Origin of the sequence: Streptomyces violaceorubidus (genome assembly GCF_000717995.1) — a bacterium.
In the GTDB taxonomy this organism is placed as follows: domain Bacteria; phylum Actinomycetota; class Actinomycetes; order Streptomycetales; family Streptomycetaceae; genus Streptomyces; species Streptomyces violaceorubidus.
On record NZ_JODM01000015.1, the window covers coordinates 64,347 to 85,666 of the forward strand.

A 21,320-nucleotide genomic window follows, 5' to 3' on the forward strand; every position below is an offset into this window, starting at 1 on the left:
GCATGCGTATACCCATGCCCGCATCCTCACGGGAGACCGGGGCCGGGGCGTTTCCTCGGGGGCCACCGGAGTGATGAGGTCCCTCCCGCCCCCGCTCCACCGGCACGACCGCCCGCAGCGGCGGCGGGGGCGGGGCAGCCCCCTGCCGCCGACTGCCGCAGGCTAGTGCGCCGCCGACTCCCAGTCCGGGCCCACCCCCACGGAGACGCCCAGGGGGACGCTGAGTCGCACCGCGTCCGCCATCTCGCGGCGTACGAGTTCCTCCGCCGCCGCGCGCTCGCCCGGGGCGATCTCCAGGACGATTTCGTCGTGGACCTGGAGGAGCATGCGGGACTTGAGGCCGGCCTCGTTCAGCGCCCTGTCCACGTTGAGCATGGCGATCTTGACGATGTCGGCCGCCGTGCCCTGGATCGGCGCGTTCAGGGCCATCCGCTCGGCCGCCTCGCGACGCTGGCGGTTGTCGCTGTTGAGGTCGGGCAGATAGCGGCGGCGGCCGAAGAGGGTCGCCGTGTATCCGGTGGCCCGCGCCTCGTCGACGACCCGGCGCAGATAGTCCCGCACGCCGCCGAAGCGCTCGAAGTAGGCGTCCATCAGGCCGCGGGCCTCGGCCGCCTCGATGTTCAGCTGCTGGGAGAGGCCGAAGGCGGACAGTCCGTACGCCAGGCCGTAGGACATGGCCTTGATCTTGCGGCGCATCTCGGCGTCCACGGCGGACTGCTCGACGGAGAAGACCTGGGCGGCCGCGGTGGTGTGCAGGTCCTCGCCGGAGGTGAAGGCCTCGGTCAGGCCCGCGTCCTCGGAGAGGTGGGCCATCACCCGCAGCTCGATCTGGCTGTAGTCGGCCGTCATCAGGGACTCGAAGCCCTCGCCGACCACGAAGCCCCGGCGGATCGCCCGGCCCTCGTCGGTGCGGACCGGGATGTTCTGCAGGTTCGGGTCGGTGGAGGAGAGGCGGCCGGTCGCGGCGACCGTCTGGTTGAACGTGGTGTGGATGCGGCCGTCCGCGGCGATCGTCTTGATCAGGCCCTCCACCGTGACGCGCAGCTTGGCCTGCTCGCGGTGGCGGAGCATGATCACCGGCAGTTCGTTGTCCGTCTGCGCGGCGAGCCAGGCCAGGGCGTCGGCGTCGGTGGTGTAGCCGGTCTTGGTCTTCTTGGTCTTCGGCAGGTTCAGCTCGCCGAAGAGGACCTCCTGGAGCTGCTTGGGCGAGCCCAGGTTGAACTCCCGTCCGGCCGCCGCGTGCGCCTCCTTCACGGCTTGCTGGACGGCGCCCGCGAACATCTGCTCCATGGCCTGGAGGTGCTCCCGGTCGGCCGCGATGCCGTGCCGCTCCATGCGGGCGAGCAGCGCGGAGGTGGGCAGCTCCATGTCGCGCAGCAGGTCGGCGGCGCCGACGTCGGCCAGGCGGCTCTCGAAGGTCTCGCCCAGGTCGAGGATGGCGCGGGCCTGCACCATCAGCACCTCGGCCTCGGCGCCCTCGTCCGCGCCGAAGGCGAGCTGGCCGTCGGCCGCGGCGGCGGGGGCCAGCTCGCGGTGCAGGTACTCCAGGGACAGCGCGTCCAGGTCGAAGGAGCGGCGGCCCGGCTTGACCAGGTAGGCGGCCAGCGCGGTGTCCATGCCCACGCCGGCGACGCTCCAGCCGTGCTCGGCGAAGACGCGCATCGCGCCCTTGGCGTTGTGGAAGACCTTCGGCCGGTCCGGGTCGCAGAGCCAGGAGCGCAGCGCCGCCTCGTCGGCCTCGTCGATCTCCGTCGGGTCGAACCAGGCGGCCCTCCCGTCGGACGCGGCCAGCGCGACCTCGGTCACCGAGCCGGTGCCCAGCGCCCAGGTGTCGACCGTGGCCACACCGAGCGGCGAGGTGCCGTGCTCGGCGAGCCAGCCGGCCAGCTCGCCCGTGCCCAGCACGGTGCCGTCCAGCTCCACGCCGTCCGCGACCACCGGGGTGGCCTCGGCCTCCTCGGCGCCGGGGTCGACCGCGTAGAGCCGCTCGCGCAGGGAGGGGTTGCGGATCTCCAGGGTGTCGAGGATCATCGCGACGCCCTTGCGGTCGTAGGCCGTCCGCTCCAGGTCGGTGACGGTCCTCGGCAGCTCGACCCGGCGCTCCAGCTCGGTGAGCCGGCGGTTGAGCTTCACGGACTCCAGGTGGTCGCGCAGGTTCTGCCCGGCCTTGCCCTTGACCTCGTCGACGCGCTCGACCAGCTCCGCGAAGGACCCGAACTGGTTGATCCACTTCGCGGCGGTCTTCTCGCCGACGCCCGGGATGCCGGGCAGGTTGTCGGACGGGTCGCCGCGCAGCGCCGCGAAGTCGGGGTACTGGGCGGGGGTCAGCCCGTACTTCTCGAAGACCTTCTCCGGGGTGAAGCGGGTCAGCTCGGAGACGCCCTTGGTCGGGTACAGGACCGTGGTGTGCTCGCTGACCAGCTGGAAGGAGTCCCGGTCGCCGGTGACGATCAGCACGTCGAAGCCCTCGGCCTCGGCCTGGGTGGCGAGGGTGGCGATGACGTCGTCCGCCTCGAAGCCCTCGACGGCGAAGCGGGGGACGTGCATGGAGTCGAGCAGCTCGCCGATCAGCTCCACCTGCCCCTTGAACTCGTCCGGGGTCTTGGAGCGGTTCGCCTTGTACTCGGTGAACTCCTCCGAGCGCCAGGTCTTGCGGGAGACGTCGAACGCCACCGCGAAGTGCGTGGGCGCCTCGTCACGCAGGGTGTTGGCCAGCATCGACGCGAACCCGTAGATCGCGTTGGTCGGCTGGCCCGTCGCGGTCGTGAAGTTCTCCGCGGGCAGCGCGAAGAACGCGCGGTACGCCAGCGAGTGCCCGTCCATGAGCATCAGCCGCGGTCGGCCGCCGGAGGTGCTGTCGGTCTTCTTCGATGCTGTCTTCGCCACGACACCGATCCTGCCACGTGCCACTGACAGTGCGTCCCGCCCTCGCCGTCCCGCGCCGTCGCGCACCGGCCGCGCGGCGGCGGCACCACGGGTCCCGCACTCCTCGCCCACCGCCTCCGCCCCTCCCGGACGGCCTCGCTGTCACCGGGGCGTGCGAGGATCGGAGACGTACTTCACAACGCGTAAGCGAAGGAGCGCGCGATGGCGACCAAGCCGCCCAAGGGTGATCCGGTTCAGGACGCGCCACAGGTCTCGCGGCCCCAGCACGCGGCGGCGGGCATCCCGGCCATCGGCCACACGCTGCGGGTCGCCCAGCGGCAGATGGGCGTGCGTCGGACGGCGCTGACGCTGCTGAGTGTCAACCAGAAGGACGGCTTCGACTGCCCGGGCTGCGCCTGGCCGGAGGGCGACCACCGGCACAAGGCGGAGTTCTGCGAGAACGGCGCGAAGGCCGTGGCCGAGGAGGCCACCCTGCGCCGCGTCACCCCGGAGTTCTTCGCCGCGCACTCCGTGACGGACCTCGCCGGACGCAGCGGCTACTGGCTGGGCCAGCAGGGCAGGCTGACGCACCCGGTGTACCTCCCCGAGGGCGGCGAGCACTACGAACCGGTCACCTGGGAGCGCGCCTTCGACATCGTCGCGGAGGAGATCGCCGCGCTGGACTCGCCCGACGAGGCGGTCTTCTACACCTCGGGGCGCACCAGCAACGAGGCGGCGTTCCTCTATCAGCTCTTCGCGCGCGAGCTGGGCACCAACAACCTGCCGGACTGCTCGAACATGTGCCACGAGTCGTCCGGCTCGGCCCTGTCCGAGACCATCGGCGTCGGCAAGGGCAGCGTCCTGCTGGAGGACCTGTACAGGTCCGACCTGATCATCGTGGCGGGTCAGAACCCGGGCACCAACCACCCGCGGATGCTCTCGGCCCTGGAGAAGGCCAAGGCGAACGGCGCGCGGATCATCAGCGTCAATCCGCTGCCCGAGGCCGGTCTGGAGCGCTTCAAGAACCCGCAGACCCCCAAGGGGCTCGCGGCGGGCGCCTCCCTCACCGACCTGTTCCTGCAGATCCGCCTCGGCGGCGACCAGGCGCTCTTCCGGCTCCTCAACAAGCTGATCCTTCAGACCGAGGGCGCGGTCGACGAGGCCTTCGTCGAGGAACACACCCACGGCTACGAGGAGTTCGCCGAGGCGGCCCGCGCCGCCGACTGGGACGAGACGCTCGCGGCGACGGGGCTCACGCGCGCGGAGATCGAGGCGGCGCTGCGCATGGTGCTCGCCTCGAAGCGCACCATCGTGTGCTGGGCGATGGGCCTGACCCAGCACAAGCACGCGGTGCCCACGATCCGCGAGGTGGTGAACTTCCTGCTGCTGCGCGGCAACATCGGCCGTCCGGGCGCCGGCGTCTGCCCGGTGCGCGGCCACTCCAACGTGCAGGGCGACCGCACGATGGGCATCTTCGAGCGGCCCGCGCCCGCCTTCCTGGACGCCCTGGAGCGGGAGTTCGGCTTCGCTGCGCCGCGCGAGCACGGCTACGACGTCGTACGGGCCATCCGCGCGCTGCGCGACGGCGACGCGAAGGTCTTCTTCGCCATGGGCGGCAACTTCGTCTCCGCCTCCCCCGACACGGAGGTCACCGAAGCGGCGATGCGCCGCGCCCGCCTGAGCGTGCACGTGTCGACGAAGCTGAACCGCTCGCACGCGGTCACGGGCGCGCGGGCGCTGATCCTGCCGACGCTGGGCCGCACGGAGCGCGATCTCCAGGGCGGCGGCGAGCAGTTCGTGACCGTCGAGGACTCCATGGGCATGGTGCACGCCTCGCGCGGGCGGCTGGAGCCCGCGAGCCGGCAGCTGCTGTCCGAGCCCGCGATCGTGTGCCGGCTGGCGCGCCGGGTGATCGGCGAGGAGAGCCGCACGCCGTGGGAGGAGTTCGAGAAGGACTACGCGACGATCCGCGACCGCATCGGGCGCGTCGTGCCGGGCTTCGAGGACTTCAACGCGCGCGTGGCGCACCCCGGCGGCTTCGCCCTCCCGCACGCCCCGCGCGACGAGCGGCGGTTCCCGACGACCACCGGGAAGGCCAACTTCACCGCCGCGCCGGTCGAGTTCCCCGAGCTGCCCGAGGGGCGGCTGCTGTTGCAGACGCTGCGCTCGCACGACCAGTACAACACCACGATCTACGGCCTGGACGACCGCTACCGGGGGATCAGGAACGGCCGCCGCGTCGTCCTGGTCAACCCGGAGGACGCCCGGAGGCTGGACGTCGCGGACGGCTCGTACGTCGACCTGGTGAGCGAGTGGCGGGACGGGGTGGAGCGGCGGGCGCCCGGTTTCCGCGTCGTGCACTACCCGACGGCCCGGGGCTGCGCGGCGGCGTACTACCCGGAGACCAACGTCCTGGTGCCGCTGGACGCCACCGCGGACACCAGCAACACCCCGGCCAGCAAGTCCGTGGTCGTCCGTCTGGAACAATCGGCGACCGACTGAGCGTTTGCTCAGCGAGGTGGAGCGGCCGGCCGGTCACGGCGACCGGTCGGCGGACCCGCAGAGGGATCGACGAAGGCGAAACGGAGCCGGCCATGGGCGAGCAGCAGCAGGCGCAGTTCCCGCAGGAGGTCATCGACGAGTACGCCGCGCTCGGCGTCGACCTGCCCGCACTGTTCTCCGCCGGACACCTGGGGAGGCGCATGGGCGTCCAGATCGTCGAGGCGTCGGCGGACCGGGTCGTCGGCACGATGCCGGTGGAGGGCAACACCCAGCCGTACGGGCTGCTGCACGGCGGCGCCTCGGCCGTGCTCGCCGAGACGCTGGGGTCGGTCGGCTCGATGCTGCACGGCGGCGCCTCCAAGATCGCCGTCGGTGTCGACCTGAACTGCACCCACCACCGCGGGGCCCGCTCCGGCCTGGTCACCGGGGTGGCCACGCCGGTGCACCGGGGCCGGTCGACGGCGACGTACGAGATCGTGATCAGCGACGAGCAGGACCGGCGGGTGTGCACGGCCCGGCTGACCTGTCTGCTGCGGGACGTGGACCTCGGCGGCGGGGCCGCGGCGGGCTGAGCACCGTCGCCGGACACCCGGGGGCGCGGTGCGTGCCGGTGTCGTCCCGCGGCGCCCGTGACCGAGGCGCCCGTGGCCGCGGCATTGCTCCCGGTCGTCCCGCGTCCTAGCGTCGGGGCATGGGACGGGGCGGAGCACTCCGGCGGGGACGGGCGGCGCTGACTCCGGTGACGGCCGTCGTGGTCGCCGGCTGTGGCAACTCCGGTGACGGGCCGGGCGGTTCCCCCGGCGCCGCGCGAGGCGCATCCGCGTCGTCCGCGTCGCCCCCGTCCCCGTCGTCCTCGTCCCCGCGGCCCCTGTCCGGCGCGGAGTTGTGCGTGAGCGCCGTCGGGTACTGGGCGCGCGAGATGCTGGACGGCGGCGAGCCCTACGGCGACTATCAGTCGATGGGACTGTCCAACCGGCAGTACGGCATCCTGCGGGAGGTCGTGGAGGCAGCGCGGGCCGCGCAGCGGGACCAAGGCACCAGGCAGGCACGGGAGTTGATCGACCGCCAGGTGCGGCGGGCGTGCGCCGAGGGGTACCGCGACGGCGCTCCGAGCCACGGCCCGTGGCAGTCGTGAGCGGCATCGGACCGGTCGAGCCGGGTGACGACACCCGCGCCCGGGAGGCCCCGCCGCCCCGGCCGCGCGGGCGCCTCCTCCTGCGCTACGAGCGTCACCGCCGGACGGTCCTCGCCTCCACCGCCGTCCTCGCCGTCATGGCGGGCGGCGGCTACCTGTACGCGAGTCGGCCGCAGCCGCGCCCCGCTTCCGCGCCTCCCTACCCGTCCCAGGCGATCGACCTCGTCTACGTGACCCCCGCGACCGGCTCGCCCGCCACCGCGGCCGGCGGCTTCGGCTTCACGGTGCTGCTGAGCGTACGGTCGGGACCGCCCGTCACCGTGACGCGGCTGACCCAGCCCTACGACGGCCTGTCGATGACCTCCTCCCCCGCGGCACCTTTCCAGACAAAATCGCATTCCGCCCGCAAGATCACCGTCACGCTACGGGTGACGGAATGTGAAAAAGCACCCAGGAATCCCGGGCTCCCTTTCCTGGACGTAACGCTGCGTAATACGCGAGCAATAGAAGCCCACAGTTTCATCCTCGGGGCGCGCTATGCGCAGGACCTCTCCCAGGCACTTGAGGTCGCCTGCGGCAACGATTCACGGTAACCACCAAAACGCCCGAGACGCCTGAACTCGGACCGCCCGTCCTGCGAGTTCTCACCATGTGGACAGGGCGAATCGGCCGGAATTCAGCCCTTCTTCCCAGCGAGTACCGCTCTGCAATACCCGATGTCATAACAAGAGAGTCACAGCCTCAGTCAGACCCTCCTCCACCTTCCCCACACCCGCTTAGAGTCACGGCCAGTCACCGCGCCGTCCGATAGTCATCTCGGTCCAGCGCTCGACTCGGCCGTTTCCACGGGGAGGCGGCTGTGCCAGGGAAAGGACTGATCGTGCGTCAACGTTCGCTCATCGCCATCACCGCCGCTCTGGCGGCGGGAGCGCTCACCCTCACCGCCTGCGGCTCGCGCGACGACGACGGCGGCTCGGACTCCGGCAACGGCGGCGGCGGTGGCACCACCGTCGTCATCGGCGTCGACGCCCCGCTGACCGGCGACCTGTCCGCGCTGGGCCTCGGCATCAAGAACTCGGTGGACCTCGCGGCCAAGACGGCCAACAAGGAGAAGACCGTCGACGGCATCACCTTCAAGGTCGAGGCCCTCGACGACCAGGGCCAGCCCTCCGTCGGCCAGCAGAACGCCACCAAGCTCGTCGCCGACGACGACGTCCTCGGTGTCGTCGGCCCGCTGAACTCCTCGGTCGGCGAGTCCATGCAGAAGGTCTTCGACACGGCCAAACTGGTCGAGGTCTCCCCGGCCAACACCAACCCCGCCCTCACCCAGGGCGTGGACTGGCAGAAGGAAAAGGTCCGGCCCTACAAGTCGTACTTCCGCACCGCGACCACGGACGCCATCCAGGGCCCGTTCGCCGCGCAGTACGTCTACAACGACGCCAAGAAGAAGAAGGTCTTCGTCATCGACGACAAGAAGACCTACGGCGCCGGTCTGGCCGCCACCTTCACCGACGAGTTCAAGAAGCTCGGCGGCCAGGTCGCCGGCACCGAGCACATCAACCCGGACACCAAGGACTTCAACGCGGTCGCCACCAAGGTCAAGAACTCCGGCGCCGACGTCGTCTACTACGGCGGCGAATACCCGCAGGCCGGCCCGCTCAGCAAGCAGATCAAGGCCGCCGGTGCCAAGATCCCGGTGGTCGGCGGTGACGGCATCTACAGCGCCGACTTCATCAAGCTCGCCGGCGCCAGCGGCACCGGGGACCTCGCGACCTCCGTCGGCGCCCCGGTCGAGGAGCTCCCCTCGGCCAAGGAGTTCGTCGCCAACTACAAGGCCGCCGGTTACAAGGAGGCCTACGAGGCGTACGGCGGCTACTCCTACGACTCCGCCTGGGCGATCATCGAGGCCGTCAAGAAGGTCGTCGAGGACAACGACGGGAAGCTTCCCGACGACGCCCGCGCCAAGGTCACCGAGGCCATGCAGAACGTCTCCTTCGACGGTGTGACCGGAAAGGTCTCCTTCGACGAGTTCGGTGACGCGACGAACAAGCAGCTCACCGTGTACGCCGTCAAGAACGGTGCCTGGGGGTCGGTGAAGTCCGGCACCTACACGGGCTGATCCACCTCCGCATCACTGATCACGTGATCACGAGCCGCGCGGGGCGCTGTTCCACAGGCGCCCCGCGCGGACTCGCATCCGGCCACATCCGTCGCAATTTCCGAACGTCTCGGAGGACATGCGGTGAACGAACTGCCGCAGCAGCTGGTCAACGGCCTGCTACTGGGATCCATGTACGGGCTGGTCGCCATCGGCTACACGATGGTCTATGGCATCGTCCAGCTCATCAACTTCGCCCACGGCGAGATCTTCATGACCGGCGCCTTCGGCGCGCTCACGGTCTACCTGTACATCCTGCCCGACGGCACCTCCATGCTGATCGCCCTTCCCCTCATGCTCATCGGCGCGATGGTGGTCTCCGTCACCGTGGCCGTCGGGGCGGAACGGTTCGCCTATCGCCCCCTGCGCGGGGCCCCCCGCCTCGCCCCCCTCATCACCGCCATCGGCCTCTCCCTCGCCCTCCAGCAGGCGGTGTGGGCCTGGTACCCGGGCGCCAAGTCGAAGATCAGCTTCCCGCAGATCGAGGGCGGGCCGTTCCACATCGGCAGCGTCACCATCCAGACCGGCGACATCTTCCTGCTCGTCGCGGCCCCGGTCAGCATGGCCATCCTCGCCTACTTCGTGATGCGCACCCGTACCGGACGCGGCATGCAGGCCACCGCGCAGGACCCCGACACCGCCAAGCTGATGGGTGTCAACACGGACCGCATCATCGTGGTCGCCTTCGCCCTCGGCGCCGTCTTCGCCGCCGTCGGAGGAGTCGCCAACGGCCTGAAGTACGGCGACATCGACTTCCGGATGGGCTTCATCCTCGGCCTCAAGGCCTTCACCGCCGCCGTCCTCGGCGGCATCGGCAACATCTACGGCGCCATGATCGGCGGCGTCGTCCTCGGTGTCGCCGAGACCCTGGCCACCGCCTACATCGCCGACGTGCCCGGCCTGGACAAGCTCGGCAGCCAGTCCTGGGCGGACGTCTGGGCCTTCATCCTCCTCATCCTCGTGCTGCTGTTCAGGCCACAGGGCCTGCTCGGCGAACGCGTTGCGGACAGGGCGTGACACCGATGACCACACAGACCACCGCTCCGAAGACGGCCGGCGCCTCCGCCGCGGCCGACACCTCCGGCCTCATCGGCATACCCGCGCCCCTCGGCCGCGCCCTCGCCACCGGGGGCGGCGTCCTCACCGTCGTCTCCACCTTCCTGGCCTGGACGTGGACCGCCGAGTTCCCCGGCGACCTCACCGTCTACGGCTACCCGGGCGGCCTCCAGGTGCTGGTGCTGGTCGCCGGCGCCCTCACCACCCTGTTCGGCCTCGCCTCGTACGGCGTCAAGGGGCTGCGCTGGCTCGTGCCCGCCGGCGCCGACGCGGCGCTGAAGTTCGCCGCCCTCGCCGCCTTCGCGGCCACCTGGTACACGATCGTCGCGATCAGCGCCCAGCTCGGCGGCCTGGTCAACCTGGAACCCGGCGGCTACGTCGCCGCGGCCGCCACCCTGATCGCCCTCGTCGGCTCCCTCGCGCTCCCCTTCGAGCGCCCCGAACCCGACCCCATCGACCCCGACGACGCGGGCTGGGAGCAGTTCAAGCACACCGCCTCCCACCACTGGCAGACCGTCAAGGCCGCCTTCGCCACCGGCACCCCGCGCCCCGTGCGCGCCCTGCCGTCCTACGCCGAGATCCTGATCATCGTCGCCGTCCTCGCGATCGCCCTGCTCGTCTTCACCTACGGCATCGGCACCGAGTACGACGAGCTCTTCGTCGGCTTCCTGATCGTCGCCGGACTCGGCTTCGCCGCCGTGCACCGGGCCGGCCTGATCGCCCAGGCCACGGAGATCACCTCCCGGCACCAGAACATCACCGTCTGCGGCGCGTTCGTCGCGGCGGCCTGCTTCCCCTTCACCCAGTCCGACGACCAGTACGCGACCCTCGGCGTCTACATCCTCATCTTCGCCACCGTCGCCCTGGGCCTGAACATCGTCGTCGGCCTCGCGGGCCTGCTCGACCTCGGTTACGTCGCCTTCCTCGGCGTCGGCGCCTACGCGGCCGCGCTGGTCTCCGGATCGCCCAGCTCCCCGTTCGACGTGCACTTCCCCTTCTGGGCCGCGGTCATCGTCGGTGCCCTCGCCTCGCTCGTCTTCGGTGTGCTCATCGGCGCCCCGACCCTGCGGCTGCGCGGCGACTACCTCGCCATCGTGACGCTCGGCTTCGGTGAGATCTTCCGCATCACCGCCAACAACCTGGACGGCACCTCGGGACCGGACCTCACCAACGGCTCCAACGGCGTCTCGTCCATCCCGGACCTCAAGATCCTCGGTCTGGACCTCGGCGTCCAGCACGACATCGGCGGCTTCACGATCGGCCGGTTCGCCAACTACTTCTTCCTGATGCTGATCATCACGGCCGTCGTCGTCCTCGTCTTCAGGCGCAGCGGCGACTCCCGCATCGGCCGGGCCTGGGTCGCCATCCGCGAGGACGAGACCGCCGCCCTGGCGATGGGCATCAACGGCTTCCGCGTCAAGCTCATCGCGTTCGCCGTCGGCGCCACCCTCGCGGGCCTGGCCGGCACCGTGCAGGCGCACGTGACCTACACGGTCACGCCCGAGCAGTACCTCTTCGCGGGCACCACCCCGCCCAACTCCGCCTTCCTGCTCGCCGCGGTCGTGCTCGGCGGCATGGGCACCATCGCGGGTCCGCTCATCGGCGCCTCGCTGCTCTTCCTGATCCCCAACAAGCTCCAGTTCCTCGGCGACTACCAGCTCTTCGCCTTCGGACTCGCGCTCGTCCTGCTCATGCGCTTCCGTCCCGAAGGCCTCATCGCCAACAGGCGCCGCAAGCTGGAATTCCACGAAGAGGCCGAAGCGCCCACCACCCTGAGCAAGACAGGGGCCTGACCACCATGACCACCGACACCACCACCAAGGACACCGCACCGGGCGCCCCGGCCCCCGGCACCACCATCCTCGACGCACGCGGTGTCACGATGCGCTTCGGCGGACTGACCGCCGTGAACGGCGTCGACCTCACCGTGGGCAGCGGCGAGATCGTCGGCCTCATCGGCCCCAACGGCGCCGGCAAGACAACCTTCTTCAACTGCCTCACCGGCCTCTACATCCCGACCGAGGGAGAGGTCCGCTACAAGGACAAGGTCCTGCCGGCCAAGTCCTTCAAAGTGACCGCCGCCGGCGTCGCCCGTACCTTCCAGAACATCCGACTGTTCGGCAACATGTCGGTCCTGGAGAACGTCCTGGTCGGCCGGCACACCCGGACCAAAGAAGGCTTCTGGTCAGCCGTGCTGCGCGGCCCCGGCTTCCACCGGGCGGAGAAAGCCTCCCGGGAACGCGCCCTGGAACTCCTGGAGTTCGTCGGCCTGGCCGCCAAGGCCGACCACCTCGCGCGCAACCTGCCCTACGGCGAACAGCGCAAACTGGAGATCGCCCGCGCCCTGGCCAGCGAGCCAGGACTGCTGCTCCTGGACGAACCCACGGCCGGCATGAACCCGCAGGAGACCCGGGCCACCGAGGAACTGGTCTTCGCCATCCGCGACAAGGGCATCGCCGTCCTCGTCATCGAGCACGACATGCGGTTCATCTTCAACCTCTGCGACCGCGTCGCCGTACTCGTCCAGGGCGAGAAACTCATCGAGGGCGACAGCGCCACGGTGCAGGGCGACGAACGCGTGGTCGCCGCCTACCTCGGCGAACCCCTCGCGAACGACCCCGGCGCCGCGGAGGCGGCCGAGGTGGAGGCCGCCGAAGCGGCACAGGCCTCCGGGGCCGACACCACCACGGACACCGCGGCCGGCAAGGAGAACGACCGATGACCGCACTGCTCGAGGTCGAGGACCTCCGCGTCGCCTACGGCAAGATCGAGGCCGTCAAAGGCATCTCCTTCACGGTCGACGCCGGCGAGGTGGTCACCCTCATCGGCACCAACGGCGCCGGCAAGACCACGACACTGCGCACCCTGTCCGGACTGCTGAAACCGGTCGGCGGCCAGATCAGGTTCGCCGGCAAGTCGCTGAAGAAGATCCCCGCGCACCAGATCGTCTCGCTGGGACTCGCCCACTCCCCCGAGGGGCGGCACATCTTCCCGCGCATGACCATCGAGGACAACCTGCGCCTCGGCGCCTTCCTGCGCAGCGACAGGCCGGGCATCGAGAAGGACATCCAGCGCGCCTACGACCTCTTCCCGATCCTCGGCGAACGCCGCAAGCAGGCCGCGGGCACCCTGTCCGGCGGTGAGCAGCAGATGCTCGCCATGGGCCGAGCCCTGATGTCCCAGCCCAAGCTGCTCATGCTCGACGAGCCCTCCATGGGCCTCTCACCGATCATGATGCAGAAGATCATGGCGACCATCGCCGAGCTGAAGTCCCAGGGCACCACCATCCTGCTCGTCGAGCAGAACGCCCAGGCCGCCCTCTCCCTGGCCGACCACGGCCACGTCATGGAGGTCGGCAACATCGTCCTGTCCGGCAGCGGCCAGGACCTGCTCCACGACGAGTCCGTCCGCAAGGCCTACCTCGGCGAGGACTGACACGCCCAGCGCACCGTACGAATGAGGCCCGCTCCCCCCGGTATGGGGGGGGAGCGGGCCTCACTTGCACGTGGAGGCTTCAGCCCTTGGCCGCCTTCTTCTCCTCGGCGTCCTGGATGACCGCCTCGGCCACCTGCTGCATCGACATCCGCCGGTCCATGGAGGTCTTCTGGATCCACCGGAAGGCGGCGGGCTCAGTCAGGCCGTACTCCGTCTGGAGCACCGACTTGGCCCGGTCCACCAGCTTGCGGGTCTCCAGCCGCTGGCTGAGGTCGGCGACCTCCTTCTCCAGCGCCTTCAGCTCCGTGAACCGCGAGACGGCCATCTCGATCGCCGGCACGACGTCGCTCTTGCTGAACGGCTTCACGAGGTACGCCATGGCCCCGGCGTCCCGGGCCCGCTCCACCAGGTCGCGCTGCGAGAAGGCGGTCAGCATGAGCACCGGCGCGATGCTCTCCTCGGCGATCCTCTCGGCCGCCGAGATGCCGTCGAGCTTGGGCATCTTGACGTCGAGGATCACCAGGTCGGGCCGGTGCTCGCGGGCCAGCTCCACGGCCTGCTCCCCGTCACCGGCCTCGCCGACGACGGAGTACCCCTCCTCCTCCAGCATCTCTTTGAGGTCCAGCCGGATGAGCGCCTCGTCCTCGGCGATGACGACTCGGGTCGTCAGCGGAGGAACGTGCGACTGGTCGTCGTCGGGCACGTCTACGGGCTGGGGCGACTCGGGGGCGGTCACGTGGCGCTCCTTGTTCCGGGGCGGGCGGTACTGCTTCTGAGAGCCTACCTAGCTGCGGCGGGCTGCGGTGAACCGGTACACTCCTCGAGGCTGACCGGCCGGGTTGGCGGAACTGGCATACGCGGATGTCTCAAACACATCTGTTCGAAAGGACATACGGGTTCGAGTCCCGTACCCGGCACCTATGAAACGGAGGTTCACCTTCTCGTGAACCTCCGCTTTTTGCTGCCCGGCGCACCGCTCGGTGACAGACAGTGTTCGCATGAGCTTCCACAGTACTGACGTACGACAGAAAGCCCTCACACTGCTGCGCGGCGGCGCGAAGAACGCGGACGTCGCCCGAGAGCTGAGTGTTCCGAAAGGAACGATCAGCTATTGGAAACACCTGGATCGCGCCAAGCGCGGCGAATGCTCAGCAAAGCGTGACCCAAGCTGCCCCAGGTGTGATGGACGGCATCTGGACGAGCCCGCCTACAGCTATCTACTGGGCCTCTACCTCGGCGATGGTCACATCAGCCACTGCTCCGGACACAGCGTGCCCAATCTCATGATCGCCTGTGCTGAATCGTGGCCCGGTCTCCTCAGCGACTGCGAGCGGGCCATGCGCCAGGTCTTCCCCGACAACTCGGTCTGCCGGGTGCGTAAGACCGGCTGCTACAACCTCAAGGTCTACTCGAAGCACCTGCCCTGCCTCTTCCCCCAGCACGGGCCCGGCAAGAAGCACAGCCGACGCATCGTCCTCGAGCCCTGGCAGCAGGCCGTCGTCAACACTCACCCCTGGGAGTTCATCCGTGGGCTGATCCACTCCGACGGCTGCCGTGTCACCAACTGGACCACGAAAACCGTCAGAGGCGTTCGCAAGCGTTACGAGTATCCGCGCTACTTCTTCTCCAACAAGTCGGATGACATCCGAGGACTTTTCACCTGCGCCCTCGACAAGGTCGGTGTCAAGTGGACCACTCTCGCGCGCGGCAGCGACCCCTTCAACATCTCCGTGGCCCGCAAGGCCTCCGTCGCCCTCATGGACGCCCACGTCGGCCCGAAGTACTGATTACTCGGGGCTGTCGTCCTCCCCGATGTGGTGCACCCGTACCAGGTTCGTCGTGCCGGAGACCCCCGGCGGGGAGCCGGCCGTGATGACCACGGTGTCCCCCTTCTCGCACCGCCCGTAGCGGGTGAGCAGTTCGTCCACCTGGTCGACCATCGCGTCCGTGGAGTCCACGTGCGGGCCGAGAAAGGTCTCCACGCCCCAGGTCAGGCTCAGTTGCGAGCGGGTCGCCGGTTCCGGGGTGAAGGCGAGCAGCGGAATGGGCGAGCGGTAGCGGGACAGGCGGCGGACGGTGTCGCCGGACTGGGTGAAGGCGACCAGGAACTTGGCGCCGAGGAAGTCGCCCATCTCGGCGGCCGCGCGGGCGACCGCGCCGCCCTGGGTGCGGGGCTTGTTGCGCTCGGTCAGCGGAGGCAGGCCCTTGGTCAGGATGTCCTCCTCGGCCGCTTCGACGATCCGGGCCATGGTGCGCACCGTGTCGGTGGCGTGCTTGCCGACGCTGGTCTCGCCGGAGAGCATCACCGCGTCGGTGCCGTCGATGACCGCGTTGGCGACGTCGGAGGCCTCCGCGCGGGTGGGGCGGGCGTTGTCGATCATGGAGTCGAGCATCTGGGTGGCGACGATGACGGGCTTGGCGTTGCGCTTGGCGAGCTTGATGGCCCGCTTCTGGACGATCGGCACCTGCTCCAGGGGCATCTCGACGCCGAGGTCGCCGCGGGCGACCATGATCCCGTCGAAGGCGGCGACGATGTCGTCGATGTTCTCGACGGCCTGCGGCTTCTCGACCTTGGCGATGACGGGCAGGCGGCGGCCCTCCTCGTCCATGATGCGGTGCACGTCGAGGACGTCCCGCCCGCTGCGCACGAAGGACAGTGCGACGACGTCGAAGCCGTTGCGCAGCGCCCAGCGCAGATCGTCCTCGTCCTTCTTCGACAGGGCGGGCACGGACACCGCGACGCCGGGCAGGTTGAGGCCCTTGTGGTCGGAGACCATGCCGCCCTCGATCACCCTGGTGCGCACGCGCGGCCCGTCGACGCCGGTCACCTCCAGGCAGACCTTGCCGTCGTCGACGAGGACGCGTTCGCCGGGGGTGACGTCCTCGGCGAGGCCCGCGTACGTCGTGCCGCAGATGTGGCGGTCGCCCTCCACGCCCTCCTCGACGGTGATGGTGAAGCTGTCGCCGCGTTCGAGGAGTACGGGGCCCTCACCGAAGTGGCCGAGGCGGATCTTCGGACCCTGAAGGTCGGCGAGGGTGCCGACGCTGCGGCCCGTCTCGTCGGAGGCCTTGCGGACCCGGCGGTACCGCTCTTCGTGTTCGGCATGGGTGCCGTGGCTGAAATTGAAGCGGGCGATGTCCATACCGGCGTCGACCAGGTCCTTGATCTGGTCGTACGAGTCGGTGGCGGGCCCAAGAGTACAGACGATCTTTGCTCGGCGCATGAGTCGAGCCTAAGACTTACTGCCGGGTAGCGAATTGGCCACGCATGACCACTCAACAACCTTTGAGTAAAGGGATATTGACAAGGGTTGAAGTGCGCGGCGGACCGCTCCGATGAGCGTTCGAGGGGAACTGCGCCTCTTGACAGGAGACATGTTCAGGACAGAATCTACGCGCGTTGCCACTGTCTGCACGGGTCCACCGAGGAGAGCCAGCCATGCCGTTGAACCGCCGTACGTTCCTGAGCAGGTCCGCCGTGACGGGGGCGGGGGTCGCCCTGGCCGGCGCGGCGGCTGCTCCGGCGGCCGAGGCCGCGGCGCCCGCGCCCGGGGGCGGCCGGAAGCCCAAGCGGTACGCGCTGACCGTGCTCGGCACCACCGACCTGCACGGACACGTCTTCAACTGGGACTACTTCAAGGACGCCGAGTACACGGACGCGGCGGGCAACGCCCAGGGCCTCGGCCGGATCTCCACCCTGGTGGACCAGGTCCGCGAGGAGAAGGGCCGCCACAACACCCTGCTGCTGGACGCGGGTGACACCATCCAGGGCACCCCGCTGACGTACTACTACGCGAAGGTGGACCCGATCACCGCCGAGGGCGGTCCGGTGCACCCGATGGCGCAGGCGATGAACGCCATCGGCTACGACGCGGTGGCCCTCGGCAACCACGAGTTCAACTACGGCATCGAGACCCTGCGCCGGTTCGAGGAGCAGTGCGACTTCCCGCTGCTCGGCGCGAACGCGGTCGACGCGAAGACCCTGAAGCCGGCCTTCCCGCCGTACTTCATGAAGACGTTCCGGGTGAAGGGCGCGCCGCCGGTGAAGGTGGCGGTGCTGGGGCTGACCAACCCCGGCATCGCGATCTGGGACAAGGCGTACGTGCAGGGGAAGCTGGCCTTCCCGGGGCTGGAGGAGCAGGCGGCCAAGTGGGTGCCGAAGCTGCGTTCGATGGGTGCGGACGTGGTGGTCGTCTCCGCCCACTCGGGCTCCTCGGGTACGTCCTCCTACGGCGACCAGGTCCCCTACGTCGAGAACGCGGCGGCCAACGTGGCCCGGCGGGTGCCGGGCATCGACGCCATCCTGGTCGGGCACGCGCACGAGGAGATCGCCGAGCTGAGGGTCGTCAACGAGCAGACCGGGAAGACGGTCGTGCTGTCGGAGCCGCTGTGCTACGCCGAGCGGCTCACCCTGTTCGACTTCGAGCTGGTCTTCGAGCGGGGCCGCTGGCACGTCGAGTCGGTGAAGGCCTCGCTGCGCAACTCCAACGCGGTCGGCGACGACCCGCGGATCACGAAGCTGCTGGCGGACGAGCACGCGAAGGTCGTGGCGTACGTCAACCAGGTCGTCGGCACCGCCACCGAGACGCTGACCACGGTCGAGGCGCGGTACAAGGACGCCCCGATCATCGACCTGATCACCAAGGTGCAGGAGGACGTGGTCAGGGAGGCGCTGGCGGGTACGGAGTACGCCGCGCTGCCGGTCCTCGCGCAGGCCTCGCCCTTCTCGCGGACCTCCGAGATCCCGGCCGGCGACGTGACCATCCGGGACCTGTCGAGCCTGTACGTGTACGACAACACGCTGGTCGCGAAGCTGCTGACGGGGGCGCAGCTGCGGGCGTACCTGGAGTACTCGGCGGAGTACTACGTGCGGACGGCCGCCGGTGCGCCGGTGGACGTGGACAAGCTGACCAACGCGAACGGCCGTCCGGACTACAACTACGACTACGTGTCGGGGCTGACGTACGAGATCGACGTGGCGCAGGCGGCCGGTTCGCGGATCAGGAACCTCGCCTACGGCGGTGCCCCGCTGGACGACGCCCAGCAGTTCGTGCTGGCCGTGAACAACTACCGGGCCAACGGCGGCGGCGCCTTCCCGCACGTGGCGTCGGCCAAGGAGCTGTGGTCGGAGTCTACGGAGATCCGCACCCGGATCGCGGAGTGGGCGACCGCGAAGGGTGTGCTGGACCCGAGGGACTTCGCGTCCTCGGACTGGTCGCTGACGCGCGACGGCACGCCGCTGTTCTGACCGGCGCCGCCCGGGGCGGCCTGCTCAGATCCCGTCCACGAGGGGGGTGAGCGCCCGGTGGGGGCGCGCGGACGGGATCTGGGGTCGGCCGCCCTGAAGGCCGAAGGTGGTGAAGGCGGTGCGGGCGGGCAGCGGGTACGGCTGGCGCCCGGTGAGGTCGTTGAGGATGGTCGCGCTGCGCCAGGCGGCGAGGCCCAGGTCGGGCGTGCCGACCCCGTGGGTGTGCGTCTCGGCGTTCTGGACGTAGACGTTGCCGGTGACGCAGGGGTCGAGGACGAGGCGGTGGCGGTCGTCGACGCGGGGGCGTTCGGAGCTGTCGCGCCGCATGTAGGGGTCGAGACCGGCCAGGAGGCGGCCGAGGGGGCGTTCCCGGTGGCCGGTGGCGAGGACCACGGCGTCGGTGGTGAGGCGGGAGCGGGTCTTCTGCTGCTCGTGCTCCAGGTGGAGCTCGACCTGGGTGGCGGCGATGCGTCCTGCGGTGCGGACGTGGACGCCGGGGGTGAGGGTGGTGTCGGGCCAGCCGCCGTCGAGGGTGCGCCGGTACAGCTCGTCGTGGATGGCGGCGGTGGTGTCGGCGTCGATGCCCTTGTGCAGCTGCCACTGGGCGGCGACGAGGCGGTCGCGGACCGGTTCGGCCAGGCCGTGGAAGTAGCGGGTGTAGTCCGGGGTGAAGTGTTCGAGGCCGAGCTTGGAGTACTCCATGGGCGCGAGGGCCTCGGTGCGGCCCAGCCAGTGCAGCCGCTCGCGCCCTGCCGGGCGGTGGCGGAGCAGGTCGAGGAAGACCTCCGCGCCGGACTGGCCGGTGCCGATGACGGTGACGTGCCCGGCGGCCAGGAGCGTGTCGCGGTGGCGGAGGTAGTCGGCGGCGTGCACGACGGGGACGGCGGGGTCGTCGACGAGGGGCCTGAGGGGGTCGGGTACGTGGGGTTCGGTGCCGATGCCGAGGACGACGTTCCTGGTGTGGGTGCGGCCGAGGGCCTCGGCTTCGCCGTCGGTGTCGAGTTGGGTGTAGTCGACCTCGAAGAGGCAGCGGTCGGGGTTCCAGCGCACCGCGTCGACCTGGTGGTGGAAGCGGAGCGCGGGCAGGTTCTCGGCGACCCAGCGGCAGTAGGCGTCGTACTCGGCGCGTTCGATGTGGAAGCGTTCGGCGAAGTAGAAGGGGAAGAGGCGTTCTCTGGCCTTGAGGTGGTTGAGGAAGGTCCAGGGGCTCGCGGGGTCGACGAGGGTGACGAGGTCGGCGAGGAAGGGCACCTGGACGCGGGCGCCGTCGAGGAGCAGGCCGGGGTGCCAGCGGAAGTCGGGGTGCTGGTCGTAGAAGACGGCGTCGAGGCCGGTGAGGGGGTCGGCGAGGGCCGCGAGGGAGAGGTTGAAGGGGCCGATGCCGATGCCGACGAGGTCGCGGGGGGCGGGGGTGTGGGGCGCGGGGGTGGTCATCGTGGGACGTGTCCTTCCACGAGGGTCAGGAGTGCTGCGAGGTCGTCCGGGCGGGTGTGGGGGTTCAGCAGGGTCGCCTTGAGCCAGAGCCGGCCGTCGGCGCGGGCGCGGCCGAGGACGGCGCGGCCGGTGTGGAGCAGCGTGCGGCGTACGGCGGCGACGGCGTCGTCGGTGGCGCCCGCGGGCCGGAACAGGACCGTGCTGATGGTGGGCGGGGCGTGCAGTTCGAACCCGGGGTGGGTCTCGATCAGCCCGGCGAACTCCTGGGCCAGCGCGCAGACGGTGTCGACGAGGGCGCCCAGTCCGGCGCGGCCCAGGGTCTTGAGGGTGACGGCGGTCTTCAGGACGTCGGGGCGGCGGCTGGTGCGCGGGGAGCGCCCGAGGAGGTCGGGGAGGCCTGCCTCGGTGTCGTCGTCGGCGTTGAGGTAGTCGGCGCGGTGGTGGAGGGCGGCGAGGTCGTCGGCGTCGGTGACGGTGAGGAGGCCGGCGGGGATCGGCTGCCAGCCGAGCTTGTGCAGGTCCAGGGCGACGGTGTCGGCGGCCTCCAGTCCCGCGAGCCGGGCGCGGTGCCGGGCGCTGAACAGGAGGCCGGCGCCGTAGGCGGCGTCGACGTGGAGGCGGGCGCCGTGGGCGGCGCAGCGGTCGGCGATCTCGGGCAGCGGGTCGATGAGCCCGGCGTCGGTGGTGCCCGCGGTGGCGGCGACGAGGTGCGGGCCGGGGACCTGGGTGAGGGCCTCGTCCAGGGCGGCGGGGTCGAGGGTGCCGGCGGGGGCCGGGACGACGACGGGTTCGGGCAGGCCGAGGAGCCAGGTGGCGCGGGGCAGTGAGTGGTGGGCGCCCGCCCCGTGGACCAGCCGCAGGCCCGCTCCGTGCCGCTCGCGGGCGAGCAGGACGGCGAGCTGGTTGGACTCGGTGCCGCCGGTGGTGACGACGGCGTCGGCGGCGCCGGTCTCCGGGGCGAGGGCGCCGATGACGAGGGCTTCCAGGGCGGAGGCGGCGGGTGCCTGGTCCCAGGAGTCGAGGGAGGGATTGAGGACGCTCGCGGCGAGGTCGGCGGCGGCCGCGACGGCGAGCGGCGGGGTGTGCAGGTGGGCTGCGCACAGGGGGTGGGCGGGGTCGGCGGCGCCCTCGGCGAGCGCGGTGACCAGGACGCGGAGCGCCTCGGGGTCGCCCCGGTCGGGCAGGATCTCACCGGCCGCCTCGGCCGTCCGGGCGGCGACGGCGCCGAGGCCGCCCGCGGGCAGTGGGCCGCCGCGTGCGGCGGTGCCGGCGCGCAGGGCGTCGAGCACGGTGTCGAGCAGGGGCCGCAGGGCGTCGGTGCCGTGCGGGCCCGAGGCGAGGGGCGGCATGCCCATGAGGTGTCCTCCGAGCACGGGGGCTGGGGTTCCAGCTTCCACGCCGAGGGGCGCGTACGCCCGGACAGCTCAGTGATCACAACCCGAAAGGGGTATCCCGGCGGCTCTCGCCCGGGAACGCGGCCGGTCCCC

Annotated in this window: 16 protein-coding genes and 1 tRNA gene; 12 read left to right on the top strand and 5 right to left on the bottom strand. The window is 70.5% G+C overall.

The window, feature by feature from the left end:
• Positions 1–162 precede the first annotated feature (162 nt).
• Positions 163–2,886: a DNA polymerase I gene (gene polA, locus IE94_RS0119375; protein ID WP_030185925.1), complete on the bottom strand. Its 2,724-nt coding sequence runs from the start codon at positions 2,884–2,886 to the stop codon at positions 163–165.
• Between the two features lie 201 nt (positions 2,887–3,087).
• On the opposite strand from polA, the gene IE94_RS0119380 reads away from it, so the two are divergent.
• From IE94_RS0119380 to IE94_RS0119420, 9 genes are all read left to right on the top strand, one after another.
• On the top strand, positions 3,088–5,367 hold the full coding sequence (locus IE94_RS0119380; protein WP_030185927.1) for an FdhF/YdeP family oxidoreductase: 2,280 nt from the start codon (positions 3,088–3,090) through the stop codon (positions 5,365–5,367).
• 92 nt (positions 5,368–5,459) lie between these two features.
• Positions 5,460–5,939, top strand: coding sequence for a PaaI family thioesterase (locus IE94_RS0119385; RefSeq protein WP_030185929.1), 480 nt, complete (start codon positions 5,460–5,462; stop codon positions 5,937–5,939).
• Positions 5,940–6,256: 317 nt separating this feature from the next.
• Positions 6,257–6,502, top strand: coding sequence for a hypothetical protein (locus IE94_RS41115; protein ID WP_245235281.1), 246 nt, complete (start codon positions 6,257–6,259; stop codon positions 6,500–6,502).
• Complete coding sequence (locus IE94_RS0119395; RefSeq protein WP_030185935.1) at positions 6,499–7,095, top strand: hypothetical protein; 597 nt, start codon at positions 6,499–6,501, stop codon at positions 7,093–7,095. Before IE94_RS41115 ends, IE94_RS0119395 begins: the two co-directional genes overlap by 4 nt.
• A gap of 287 nt (positions 7,096–7,382) precedes the next feature.
• Positions 7,383–8,621, top strand: coding sequence for a branched-chain amino acid ABC transporter substrate-binding protein (locus IE94_RS0119400; protein ID WP_030185938.1), 1,239 nt, complete (start codon positions 7,383–7,385; stop codon positions 8,619–8,621).
• A 123-nt stretch (positions 8,622–8,744) separates the two neighbouring features.
• The gene (locus IE94_RS0119405; RefSeq protein ID WP_030185939.1) at positions 8,745–9,677 is read left to right on the top strand and encodes a branched-chain amino acid ABC transporter permease; all 933 of its coding nucleotides are present in this window, start codon (positions 8,745–8,747) and stop codon (positions 9,675–9,677) included.
• A 5-nt stretch (positions 9,678–9,682) separates the two neighbouring features.
• Positions 9,683–11,509: a branched-chain amino acid ABC transporter permease gene (locus IE94_RS0119410; RefSeq protein ID WP_030185943.1), complete on the top strand. Its 1,827-nt coding sequence runs from the start codon at positions 9,683–9,685 to the stop codon at positions 11,507–11,509.
• A gap of 5 nt (positions 11,510–11,514) precedes the next feature.
• Complete coding sequence (locus IE94_RS0119415) at positions 11,515–12,438, top strand: ABC transporter ATP-binding protein (protein WP_030185945.1); 924 nt, start codon at positions 11,515–11,517, stop codon at positions 12,436–12,438.
• A complete protein-coding gene (locus tag IE94_RS0119420) occupies positions 12,435–13,151 on the top strand; it encodes an ABC transporter ATP-binding protein (RefSeq protein ID WP_030185947.1) in 717 nt (238 codons plus the stop codon). Before IE94_RS0119415 ends, IE94_RS0119420 begins: the two co-directional genes overlap by 4 nt.
• A gap of 79 nt (positions 13,152–13,230) precedes the next feature.
• Here the strand turns inward: IE94_RS0119420 and IE94_RS0119425 are convergent, their stop codons facing one another.
• Positions 13,231–13,887: an ANTAR domain-containing response regulator gene (locus IE94_RS0119425; protein ID WP_030185949.1), complete on the bottom strand. Its 657-nt coding sequence runs from the start codon at positions 13,885–13,887 to the stop codon at positions 13,231–13,233.
• A 97-nt stretch (positions 13,888–13,984) separates the two neighbouring features.
• Between IE94_RS0119425 and IE94_RS0119430 the strand changes: the two genes are divergently transcribed.
• Together IE94_RS0119430 and IE94_RS0119435 are read left to right on the top strand one after the other, a co-directional pair.
• Positions 13,985–14,068: transfer RNA gene (locus tag IE94_RS0119430), tRNA-Leu, on the top strand.
• A gap of 81 nt (positions 14,069–14,149) precedes the next feature.
• The gene (locus IE94_RS0119435; RefSeq protein WP_030185951.1) at positions 14,150–14,938 is read left to right on the top strand and encodes a hypothetical protein; all 789 of its coding nucleotides are present in this window, start codon (positions 14,150–14,152) and stop codon (positions 14,936–14,938) included.
• Here IE94_RS0119435 and pyk read toward each other — a convergent pair whose 3' ends face one another.
• Positions 14,939–16,375, bottom strand: a complete 1,437-nt coding sequence (gene pyk, locus IE94_RS0119440; RefSeq protein WP_030185953.1) for a pyruvate kinase — start codon at positions 16,373–16,375, stop codon at positions 14,939–14,941.
• A gap of 215 nt (positions 16,376–16,590) precedes the next feature.
• Between pyk and IE94_RS0119445 the strand changes: the two genes are divergently transcribed.
• Positions 16,591–18,399: a bifunctional metallophosphatase/5'-nucleotidase gene (locus IE94_RS0119445; RefSeq protein ID WP_030185955.1), complete on the top strand. Its 1,809-nt coding sequence runs from the start codon at positions 16,591–16,593 to the stop codon at positions 18,397–18,399.
• Between the two features lie 24 nt (positions 18,400–18,423).
• On the opposite strand, the gene IE94_RS0119450 is transcribed toward IE94_RS0119445, so the two are convergent.
• Together IE94_RS0119450 and IE94_RS0119455 are read right to left on the bottom strand one after the other, a co-directional pair.
• Positions 18,424–19,833: a lysine N(6)-hydroxylase/L-ornithine N(5)-oxygenase family protein gene (locus IE94_RS0119450; protein WP_030185958.1), complete on the bottom strand. Its 1,410-nt coding sequence runs from the start codon at positions 19,831–19,833 to the stop codon at positions 18,424–18,426.
• Complete coding sequence (locus IE94_RS0119455) at positions 19,830–21,188, bottom strand: pyridoxal phosphate-dependent decarboxylase family protein (RefSeq protein ID WP_030185961.1); 1,359 nt, start codon at positions 21,186–21,188, stop codon at positions 19,830–19,832. The genes IE94_RS0119450 and IE94_RS0119455 overlap by 4 nt, the downstream gene beginning before the upstream one ends.
• Positions 21,189–21,320 lie beyond the last annotated feature (132 nt).